The 9,601-nt window shown below is 70.6% G+C and carries 9 protein-coding genes; 3 read left to right on the top strand and 6 right to left on the bottom strand.

Annotated features, from left to right (window positions below; all coding sequences use genetic code 11):
* Window positions 1-71: 71 nt before the first annotated feature.
* The 5 genes from hemB to IEZ08_RS10945 all read right to left on the bottom strand — a co-directional run bounded on the left by hemB (window position 72) and on the right by IEZ08_RS10945 (window position 5,734).
* Complete coding sequence (hemB, locus tag IEZ08_RS10965; RefSeq protein ID WP_068920757.1) at window positions 72-1,058, bottom strand: porphobilinogen synthase; 987 nt, start codon at window positions 1,056-1,058, stop codon at window positions 72-74.
* Window positions 1,059-1,076: 18 nt separating this feature from the next.
* Window positions 1,077-2,657: a bifunctional uroporphyrinogen-III C-methyltransferase/uroporphyrinogen-III synthase gene (locus IEZ08_RS10960; protein ID WP_068920756.1), complete on the bottom strand. Its 1,581-nt coding sequence runs from the start codon at window positions 2,655-2,657 to the stop codon at window positions 1,077-1,079.
* Window positions 2,654-3,547 carry a hydroxymethylbilane synthase gene (gene hemC / locus IEZ08_RS10955; protein WP_084780858.1) on the bottom strand — a complete coding sequence of 298 codons (894 nt, stop codon included), beginning with the start codon at window positions 3,545-3,547 and terminating at the stop codon, window positions 2,654-2,656. Before hemC ends, IEZ08_RS10960 begins: the two co-directional genes overlap by 4 nt.
* A gap of 14 nt (window positions 3,548-3,561) precedes the next feature.
* Entirely contained in the window at window positions 3,562-4,869 is a 1,308-nt protein-coding gene (locus tag IEZ08_RS10950; protein ID WP_068920754.1) for a glutamyl-tRNA reductase, read from the bottom strand.
* A gap of 157 nt (window positions 4,870-5,026) precedes the next feature.
* Window positions 5,027-5,734 (bottom strand): redox-sensing transcriptional repressor Rex, encoded by a 708-nt coding sequence (locus IEZ08_RS10945; protein ID WP_068920753.1) that lies wholly within the window; start codon window positions 5,732-5,734, stop codon window positions 5,027-5,029.
* A gap of 173 nt (window positions 5,735-5,907) precedes the next feature.
* Here IEZ08_RS10945 and IEZ08_RS10940 point away from each other — a divergent pair, with 173 nt between their 5' ends.
* Window positions 5,908-6,156 (top strand): glutaredoxin family protein, encoded by a 249-nt coding sequence (locus IEZ08_RS10940; protein ID WP_068920752.1) that lies wholly within the window; start codon window positions 5,908-5,910, stop codon window positions 6,154-6,156.
* Here IEZ08_RS10940 and IEZ08_RS10935 read toward each other — a convergent pair.
* Window positions 6,146-7,753, bottom strand: a complete 1,608-nt coding sequence (locus IEZ08_RS10935; protein WP_068920751.1) for an antibiotic biosynthesis monooxygenase — start codon at window positions 7,751-7,753, stop codon at window positions 6,146-6,148. The two genes, IEZ08_RS10940 and IEZ08_RS10935, sit on opposite strands and share 11 nt — an antisense overlap.
* 226 nt (window positions 7,754-7,979) lie before the next feature.
* Between IEZ08_RS10935 and IEZ08_RS10930 the strand changes: the two genes are divergently transcribed.
* Both IEZ08_RS10930 and IEZ08_RS10925 read left to right on the top strand, forming a co-directional pair.
* A complete protein-coding gene (locus IEZ08_RS10930) occupies window positions 7,980-8,624 on the top strand; it encodes a sigma-70 family RNA polymerase sigma factor (RefSeq protein ID WP_068920750.1) in 645 nt (214 codons plus the stop codon).
* 333 nt (window positions 8,625-8,957) lie between these two features.
* A complete protein-coding gene (locus tag IEZ08_RS10925) occupies window positions 8,958-9,557 on the top strand; it encodes a DUF5667 domain-containing protein (protein WP_141703513.1) in 600 nt (199 codons plus the stop codon).
* Window positions 9,558-9,601 lie beyond the last annotated feature (44 nt).

The following is a 9,601-nucleotide window of genomic DNA, read 5'->3' as shown; positions in this document are numbered from 1 at the left end:
AGCACGTGACGACGGCAGGAGCCGGTTACCAGCCCCCGAGCCGCGACGCGCAGCGTCGCCGTAGAAACTGTCTAGGACAACCGGCGGGCCACCTCGGTCGCCCAGTAGGTGAGGATCATGTCGGCTCCGGCGCGGCGGATCGCGATCAGCGACTCCATGATCGCCCGATCCCGGTCGATCCAGCCGTTCGCCGCCGCGGCCTCGACCATGGCGTACTCCCCGCTGACCTGGTAGGCCGCCACCGGCACGTCCACCAGGTCGCGCACCTGGCGCAGGATGTCGAGGTAGGCCAGCGCGGGCTTGACCATCACCGCGTCGGCACCCTCGGCCAGGTCGAGCCGGACCTCGCGCAGCGCCTCGCCGACCGGTCCGGCCGGGTCCTGCTGGTAGGCGTTGCGGTCGCCGAACTGCGGCGCGCACTCGGCGGCGTCGCGGAACGGGCCGTAGAACGCCGAGGCGTACTTCGCCGAGTAGGCCAGGATCGGGACCTGCTCGAAGCCCTCGCCGTCCAGTGCCGCGCGGATGGCGGCGACCTGCCCGTCCATCATCCCGCTCGGGGCGATCACCTGCGATCCGGCCCGCGCCTGGGCCACCGCGGCGGCCGCGTAGCGCTCCAGGGTCGCGTCGTTGTCGACCTCGCCCGCGGGCGTGAGGATGCCGCAGTGCCCGTGGTCGGTGAACTCGTCCAGGCAGGTGTCGGTCATCACGACCAGCGTGTCGCCGACGTCGGAGGCCAGGTCCGCGACCGCCTGCTGGACGATCCCCGCCGGGTCGTCGGCGGCCGAACCGCGGGCGTCCTTCACGGCGGGGACGCCGAACAGGATCAGCCCGCCGACCCCCGCCTCGGCCGCCTCGTGGGCGGCCTTGCGCAGGGAGTCGCGGGTGTGCTGGAACACGCCCGGCATCGACCCGATGGGCTGCGGTTCGGCGATGCCCTCCTTGACGAACATCGGCAGCACCAGTTCGGCGGGGTGCAGCCTGGTCCCGGCCGCCATCCGGCGGATCGCGGCCGTACGGCGCAGCCTGCGCGGGCGCGCGGCGGGGAACTGGGCGGTCATGGTGGTCTCCCCCTCAGATCACTTGGCGCGGCGGCGGGCGCCTCGGCGGGTCTGGGAGGGCCTGCGCGGCACCTCCCCGGCCGCCAGCGCGGCCTGACGCTGCTTCGCACCATACTCCGCCAGCGCCGCGGCGAGGGCCGAAGCCGACGCCTTGTCCGCCATCACGTCGACGCGGAGGTTGAGCTCCTCGGCGGTCTTGGCGGTCTGCGGGCCGATCGCGGCGATGACCGTGACGTTGTGCGGCTTGCCGGCGATCCCGACGAGGTTGCGCACCGTACTGGAGGAGGTGAACAGCACCGCGTCGAATCCGCCTCCCTTGATGGCGTTGCGGATCTCCTCGGGCGGCGGCGCCGCGCGCACGGTCCGGTAGGCGGTGACGTCGTCGCACTCCCAGCCCAGCTCGGTCAGGCCCGCGACCAGCGTCTCGGTGGCGATGTCGGCGCGGGGCAGCAGGACCCGGTTGATCGGGTCGAGCATGGAGTCGTACGGCGGCCACTCGGCCAGCAGGCCCTCCGACGACTGCTCCCCGGTCGGGACCAGGTCGGGCTTGACGCCGAACTCCACCAGGGCCCGCGCCGTGGCCTCTCCCACGGCCGCCACCTTCAGCCCGGCGAAGGCACGGGCGTCCAGGCCGTACTCCTCGAACTTCTCCCGTACGGCCTTGACCGCGTTGGCGCTGGTGAAGGCGACCCACTCGTAGCGCCCGGTGACCAGGCCCTTGATCGCCCGGTCCATCTGCTGCGGGGTGCGGGGCGGCTCGACGGAGATCGTCGGGACCTCCACGGGCACCGCGCCGTAGGAGCGCAGCTGCTCGACCAGGCCCACGGACTGCTCCTTGGTCCTGGGCACGAGCACCTGCCAGCCGAACAGCGGCTTGGTCTCGAACCACGACAGCCGCTCGCGCATGCCCACGGCCTCGCCGACCACGATCAGCGCGGGCTCGGTCATCCCGGCGTGCTTGAGGTCGGGCGCCATCCGGCCGAGCGTGGTCACCACGGTGTACTGCTCCGTCGTGGTGCCGGAACTGCTGATCGCGACGGGCGTGGAATCCGGCCGGCCGGCGGCGACGAGCGCCTTGCCGATCGCCACGGCCTCGGCGACCCCGTTGTAGATCACCAGGGTTCCCGCCCCGGTCGCGTACGCGCCCCAGTCGTCGACCATGGTCGCGTCCACGACCCGGAACTCGGGCACCGAGACCGCCGCGGGGATGCCCGCGTAGGTGAGCACCGCCGTCGCCGGGGGGACCCCCGGCACGATCTCGAAGTCCACCTCCGCCGCGGAGCAGGCCGCGACCTCCTCGGTGATCGAGGAGAAGAACATCGGGTCGCCCGCGCACAGGCGTACGACGCCGCGCCCCGCCTTGGCCGCCGTCACGGCCTTGAGCGAGACCGCCCCCGTCTCGGAGGCGTCGACGACCTCGACGTCCCGGCTGCAGTGGCGCAGCAGCGGGCCGTACGCCTCCCGGTCGAGCACGACGAGGTCGGCCTTCGCCAGCAGGTCGGCCCCGCGCAGCGTCAGCAGGCCCTCGTCACCCGGTCCCGCGCCGACGAAGGCGACGAATCCGGCGGGATGCTCGAAGGTGGTACTTCCGGAGCTCAATGTGTCTGCTCCCCTATCAACGTGCCGGCCCCTTCTGCGATCATCCGGGCCGCGAGGTCGCGTCCCAGATCCACGGCCGCCGAAGAGGTCCCGGCGGTGGACTTGCGCACCGCGTTCCCACCGTCGATGGCGACGACGGCAGCGGTCAGGTTCAGATCTTGCCCGTCGACGGCCGCGAACGCACCAACCGGAGCGGCACAGCCCGCCTCCAGGGCGTTGAGCACGGCACGCTCCGCGGCCACGGCGACGCGGGTGACGGGGTCGTCGAGCACGCCCAGCAGCTCCACCAGATCGGCCCGGTCGGACCGGACCTCCACGGCCAGCGCTCCCTGGCCGGGGGCCGGGAGCATCTCCTCGACCTCGAAGATCTGGGCGATCTCGGCCTCCCGGCCGAGCCTGCCGAGCCCGGCCGCGGCCAGAACGACGCCGTGCAGCTCGCCGGAGGTGACCTTGCCGATCCGGGTCTCGCCGTTACCCCGGATGGGCACGCATTCGATATCAGGACGGAGCATGCGAAGCTGGGCGATTCTGCGTGGTGAGCCCGTGCCGATCCTCGCTCCGGACGGCAGATCGGCCAGCTTCACCCCGGCGACCAGGGCGTCCCGGGGGTCGTCGCGGGGCGGGATCGCGGCGATGACGATGCGCGGGTCGGGCGTGGTGGGCAGATCCTTCAGCGAGTGCACCGCGAAATCGATCTCACCCTCGATCAGCTTGTCCCGCAGCGCGCTGACGAAGACGCCGGTCCCGCCGAGCTGCGTCAGGTTCGCCTTGGTCACGTCGCCGTAGGTGGTGACACCGACCGTCTCGACGGCCCGGCCGGTCAGCTCGGTGAACCGGGCGGCCACCAGCCCCGACTGCGTCGTGGCCATGAGGCTGCGACGCGTTCCCATCCTCAGGGGGGCCGTCACCGGTCCACCTCCATGTCGATCGTCTCGATGCGCCTGACCGCGTCGGGAACCTTCGGATTCAGGTTGAACAGCTCGCGCAGCGCTTCCGCATAATGATCGCCCGCCGGGGACTCCGCGAGCTGCTTGACACGCACGGTGGGCTCGTGGAGCAGCTTGTCCACCACGCGCCTGACGGTCTGGGTGACCTCGTCACGGATCCGGCCCTCGATCTCCGGGACCCGCGACACGAGCCGCCCGAGCTCCGCCTCCACCACATCGGCCGCCTTGCTGCGCAGCGCGACCACGGTCGGCGTGACACGCGCGGCCCGCTCGGCCGACAGGTAGGCCGCGACCTCCTCGGCGACGATCCCGCGCACCGCGGCGACCGCCTCGACCCGGCCGCCGTCGTCGGCGCCGGTGTCGGCCCCGCCCTCCTGCATGGACTCCAGGTCGACGAGGGTGACGCCGGGCAGCAGCCGTACGGCGGGATCCACATCGTGCGGCAGGGCGAGATCGAGCAGGAACATCTCCCGCGGCGTCACCATGTCCGCCGTGACGACCACGTCGGTGGCGCCCGTGCAGGAGATGACGAGGTCGGCCTCCGCCAGCTCCGCGGCCAGATCCGCGAACGGGGCGGCCCGGCCGCCGACCGTCTGCGCCAGCCGTACGGCGCGCTCGTGGGTCCGGTTGACCACCACGATGTCGCTCACCCCGGCCCGCTGCAGCGTCGCGGCGGACAGGGCGCTCATCGAACCGGCGCCGACCACCAGGGCCCTGCGGCCCTGGATCGGGCCGAGGACCCGCGCGGCGAGGGTGAGGCCCACCCCGACGAGTGACGCGCCCGCGCGGTCGATGCCGGTCTCGGCGTGGCACCGCTTGCCGACCCGGAGCGCCTGCTGGACGAGATCGTTGAGGGTCGCGCCGAGGGTGCCCTGCTCCTGGGCGAGCCGGAGCGCCTGCCGTACCTGGCCGAGGATCTGCCCCTCACCGACGACCATGGAGTCCAGGCCGGCGCCGACCGAGAACAGGTGCTCGACGGCCCGGTCCTCGTAGTGCACGTACAGATGGGGCGTGAGCTGCTCCTTCGGGACGCCCGAATGCACGCTGAGCAGCTCGGAGACCTCGTTCACCACCGCGTGGAAGCGGTCCACGACGGCGTAGACCTCGACCCGGTTGCAGGTCGAGACGACCATGGCCTCCGCGACGCCGGCGGCGACGTGGACGTCGTGGAGCAGCTTGACCAGCCGGTCGCCCGAGACGGAGACCCGCTCCAGCAGGGCGACGGGGGCCGTGCGGTGGCTCAGGCCGACGACGAGGACGCTCATGAGGCCGCGCCTCCGTCCGACGGTTCGGATCCCGCGCTCACGAACGCGCCGCGCCCGTGGAACCGCATGCCGCGCCCGTGGAACCGCGCGCCGCGCTCGCTCACGTGACGCCCCATCAGGCCCCGCTCGTGGTGACGCTTCTCTGTCCTCTGTGCAGTCACAGGTCCACCGCCTCGGGCCATTCCTCGGCCATCGCGGCCCCCCCAGTCATCCGATCCGTCTTGCGTTGCTCGTGGAACGCCAGGATCTGCAGCTCAATCGATAGGTCGACCTTACGGATATCGACGCCTTCGGGCACGGAAAGCACGACGGGGGCGAAGTTCAAGATGCTGGTGATCCCCGCGGCGATGACCCGGTCGGCCACCTGCTGAGCCGCCGCCGCCGGTGTCGCGAGCACCACGATCGACACTCCCCGCCGCCTGATCACGGCTTCCAGCTCGTCGATGTGCTCTACATTCAATCCCGCGATACGGTCGCCCACCACGGCGGGGTCGGCGTCGAGGAGCGCGGCGACCCGGAATCCCCGGGAGACGAACCCTCCGTAATTGGCCAGTGCCCGTCCGAGGTTACCGACTCCGATGATCGCGATGGCCCAGTCCTGGGTGAGACCCAGCTCACGGGAGATCTGATAGATCAGGTACTCCACGTCGTAACCGACTCCGCGCGTGCCGTACGACCCCAGGTGGGAGAGGTCCTTGCGGAGCTTGGCCGAGTTCACGCCCGCGGCGACCGCCAGGTCCTCCGAGCTCACGGTCGCCAGTCCCCGCTCGGACATGCCGTTCAGCGCTCGCAGATAGAGCGGCAGCCGGGCGACGGTCGCCTCGGGAATGCCACGTTCACGAGCTTGGGACAGACGGCGAATCACGTGCCGGAGCTCCAGGGGGACAGGCGGCCGGCGCGGCCCGGACGCAACGGATAACGAGGTGAGGCCACTGTCATCCAGGTTAGTACCTTTGTGAACCGATGCACAAAGTGGCTGTGTTGATTGCGACGCTGACGCGTCGCGGCTCGGTGGGGAGGGGGGCTAGCGTGACGGGCATGTCACCGCAGGACCACCGCATCACGCTGCTCGGCAAGCCCGGCTGTCATCTGTGCGACGACGCGCGGGCCGTGATCGAGCGGGTCGCCGCCGAACTGGGCGTTCCCTGGGAGGAACGCGATATCACCGCCTCCCAGGAGGATCAGGAGAAATACTGGGACATGATTCCGGTCACATTCGTCGACGGCGTGCAGCACGACTTCTGGCGCGTCGACGAGAACCGCCTGCGGGCCGCGCTCAGATCCTGAACGCCGTCGGCAGCGGCATCACCTTGGCGGCGTTCACGTTGATCTCGATGACGTTCGTGGCGAGCACCATGCTCTGCCGCTCCGCCACGAACCGCTCCACGTGCGGCTGACGCTGGTGCTCGGCGTAGGCGACCTCGTCCCGGTAGATCTCGTAGATGATGCGCTGGAGCGGGGCCGACTTCACCGAGTGGCAGGTGTAGATCAGGGTGTCGGGCTCGTTCTGCCGTACGGCCTCGACCGTCTCCTCCGCCAGCCGGTCGAACCCCTCGCCGGTCCCGTCGAGAAGGGTGAACACCGTAAGGAGCCCGTAGATGCTCGGCGACGGCCGGGCGGAGGCGTCTCCGCCGCCCGTCCGCTCGGCGGCCGGGCCGGGATACGCGGCGCTGGACGAGCTCCGGGGCGGGGCTCCGAACGCCTGCTCGGCGGGCATCGGACGGAGGCTGTCGACCGGCCCGGCGCCGTGGGACGGGTCCGGAACGCCGTACTCGTTGAGGGGGATGCTGTACTCCCCGGTCACCGGGCCGCCGGGGGACGGATCGGCGGCCGGCATGCCGAACTGCCCGGTCCTCGGGAAGTTCCCGGCGCGGTCATCGCCGTCGAAGGGACGGTCGGGAGCGGGCATGCCGTACTCCCCGGCCATGAAGGTGCCGGTGGCGGGGCCGTCGAACGGGTCGTCGGATCCGGGGACTCCCTGCCCCATGCGCGCCGCGTAGTCGACGTTCCGCTCGCCCGCGCGGTACTCGGCGACGAGGTCGCCGAGGCCCGAGCGGCGGGAGGCCTGTTCCGGCACCGCCGCGGGGATCTGGTCGGCGGGCATGCGCCGCCCGGCGACCTGGACGTCGTTGTACCGGTCGGGTACCGGGCGGCGGCTCGGGCTCCGCGCCTCCCAGTCGTCCTCGTCCTCGAAGTCGTCTTCGTCGTCCTCGTAGGGCGCGAGGGGCCGGAGGACGGCGTACCAGACGGCGGCGGCGACGACGAGCAGCAGCACGGCGACGAGCATGCCCGGAACCCCGAAGGAGAAGGCCCCGATCGCCGCCAGACCCGTGGGGCCGACGACCAGGAGCGCGTGCATGTTGTCGGTGTCGTAGTCGTCACCGTCGCGCCAGCGCAGCACGGCGAGCACGATCCCGCCCAGCAGGATCAGCGCGGCGATCACGTGGACGGCCGTCAGGAGGTAGGACGGGAAAATGCTCCAGTGGTCACGGGTGACCGGGAGGGACTTTCCGAAGGAGTCCTCCTTGAGGACCGGGTCCACCATCATGATCACCAGGGCCACGGCGGTGAGACCGCCGCCCAGCAACCACGCGCCGAACCGGGGCGCGGACTTGCGGGCCAGCAGCTGGACGACCCCGATGGCCAGCCAGAGCGGGGCCAGCATCGATCCGGCCAGCTGGTACAACCGGAAGGTGACCGCTCCGAACCCGATCAGATGACCGGCCGCGACTACGCTCAGTGACACGAACAACGCCGCGGTCGTGACGCTCCAGGCGAGCAGCCAGCCCTTGGGCTCGCTGCGGAGCCTGCTGATGAGAGCGACCGTGGCGATGGCGGCGAGCACGGCTCCGACGGACGCGATAACGGCGACGAGGACTTCCATGGTGTCTCCAATGCTGCCGGACATTTCCCTCTGACCGGTAGCCGGGACTCCGTCCCGGTCTCGGGAAATGGAGATCGGGCCGGAGGAACCCGTCCCGAGGACACCCGGCCCCACACCGTATATGTCGACTACCCCCAGTCACGACAGTGCGAGGTGGATTGTGGAATTTCCTGATGATTTCTAGAGTGGGCGAGCACGCCGCACCCTTTCTCCCCAGGGATACCGGATGCCAGACACGTGGCCGTTCGCCGGAACGCTCCCCACCGCCGCCGGAGTCGCCCGACCTACCCACAGCAACGATCTCCTCGTGCGCGAGGACACCGCCGAAGAACTGCGCACGCTCGTCCTCCGTGCCAAGACAGGAGACACGGAGGCGTTCGGCACGCTTTACGACCGCTACCTCGACCTGGTCTACCGCTACATCTACCTGCGGGTCGGATCCCACCCGCTCGCCGAGGATCTCACGAGCGAGACCTTCCTCAGGGCGCTTCGCCGAATCACGGACTTCACTTGGCAGGGGCGTGACTTCGGCGCCTGGCTTGTGACCATCGCCCGGAACCTGGTAACCGACCACTTCAAGTCCGGCCGCTACCGGCTTGAGGTCTCCACGGCCGAAGTGTTCGAGACGCCGCTCGACGGCCCCCACATCCCGGAGAACGCCGTCGTCAGCGCGATGATCAGCCAGCGGGTGCTCAGCGCCGTCCGAGCTCTCCGGCCCGAGCAGCAGGAGTGCGTGGTCCTGCGGTTCCTGCACGGCATGTCCCTGGCCGAGACGGCGCTCATCATGGGCAAGAAGAGCGGTGCCATCAAAGCCCTGCAGTTCCGCGCGATCCGGGCGCTCGCCCGCGCCCTCCCCTCGGACCTCGGTTGACGGTGAGGACGCGGGAGGGACATCGGAGCGACGGCACCGGGACGTTCGCGGTGACCTGCCGCGTAACCTCAGGTGCCGAGCCGTCGTTAGGCAGATAGCACCGGTGACTCCTCCACTCCGCGAAGGGAGCAGCTTCTCGTCTTCCTCGAAGTGAGGCAGGCGACGGCCAAGTCCTGACCGTTTCAAGCGCAAGAACCGTAACAGGAAAGCGATTCCCCGCCGGGCGGACCCGGCGGTCCCCTCGCTAGGAGAATGATGGGTAAGTGGCTGCCCGGAATCTCACGGAGTTCGCGACGGCGCGTCCGGCGCCGGCTGTCGCGGCTCGGTCCCCACATGGCCACCACCCCGCGCCCGGAGTTCCGCGACGAGCTCCGGGAGCGCCTGATGAGCACGGCCCGGGAGGCGCCCCTGCCCGCCGAGGAGGTTCCGGTCCCCCGGCGGCCGCGGTCCCGCCGGAGGCCGCGTTTCCCCCTGCTCCCCCAGTTCCTGAGCGCGGGACTGGTGGTGATCATGGTGGCCACCGGTATGGCCACCTACGAGTCGGTGCCGGGCGACATCCTCTACCCCCTCAAACGCGCCGCGGAGAACACCCTCCTCCGGATGAGCGCCGACGACGCGGAGCGGGCCGACCGCGAGCTCAGATCCGCCTCCGTCCGGGCCCGCGAGGTCGAGGAACTGCTCGGATCCGCCGCGCAGGGCGGTAGCGACCTGGTCGGCGAGACCCTCAAGGAGATGGAGGACACCACCCGGTCCGCGATCACCTCTCTCACCCGGGTGGAGCGCCGCGATGCGAAGACCACGGGCACCATCCGGCGTTTCGTCCAGGAGCAGCGTCACCAGATCGAGGAGATGATCCCCAAGATGGACGAGGAGGATCAGCGCAGAGCCAGTGGCTACCTCGACTACATCCAGGGACTGATGATCGCCGAGTGACGCCATTCGCGAAACGTCACCCCCCGCTAACGCGACGTATACCG

This window comes from Planobispora rosea, from assembly GCF_014648175.1.
GTDB classification, from domain to species: domain Bacteria; phylum Actinomycetota; class Actinomycetes; order Streptosporangiales; family Streptosporangiaceae; genus Planobispora; species Planobispora rosea.
Note: the sequence above shows the minus strand (reverse complement) of the source record. Positions and strands in the feature narration are given on the sequence as shown.